This window comes from Heyndrickxia coagulans DSM 1 = ATCC 7050 (assembly GCF_000290615.1).
GTDB classification, from domain to species: domain Bacteria; phylum Bacillota; class Bacilli; order Bacillales; family Bacillaceae_C; genus Weizmannia; species Weizmannia coagulans.
The window spans coordinates 1-256 of the sequence record NZ_ALAS01000163.1; the positions used below are offsets into that span (position 1 = coordinate 1).

Below are 256 nucleotides of genomic sequence, written 5' to 3' on the forward strand. Positions count from 1 at the left end.
TTCCGTCGTCATGATAACTGTTGGCTGACGCAGGGAGACCCTTTTGCCATTGGCTTCCCATCCCTCATAGAGAATGGCGTGGTGGACTTCCATACTCTGTTTCTTTTTCAGTCCCCGGACAAATACACCATCTGCCTCGGAAAACAGATAGTCTACCTTCTTCCCACCAGGCAGTGAGGCAGCTACTTCCAGCTCTTCTACAAGTGCCCTGTCAGCTTCCGCCTGTGTTTTTCCTACGCGTTTCACCATTTTCCCT

Annotated in this window: 1 pseudogene; it reads right to left on the bottom strand. The window is 50.8% G+C overall.

Going from position 1 to position 256, the window contains the following annotated elements:
• Positions 1-256, bottom strand: a pseudogene (locus IC21_RS08580) (ISLre2 family transposase); the annotation flags it as partial.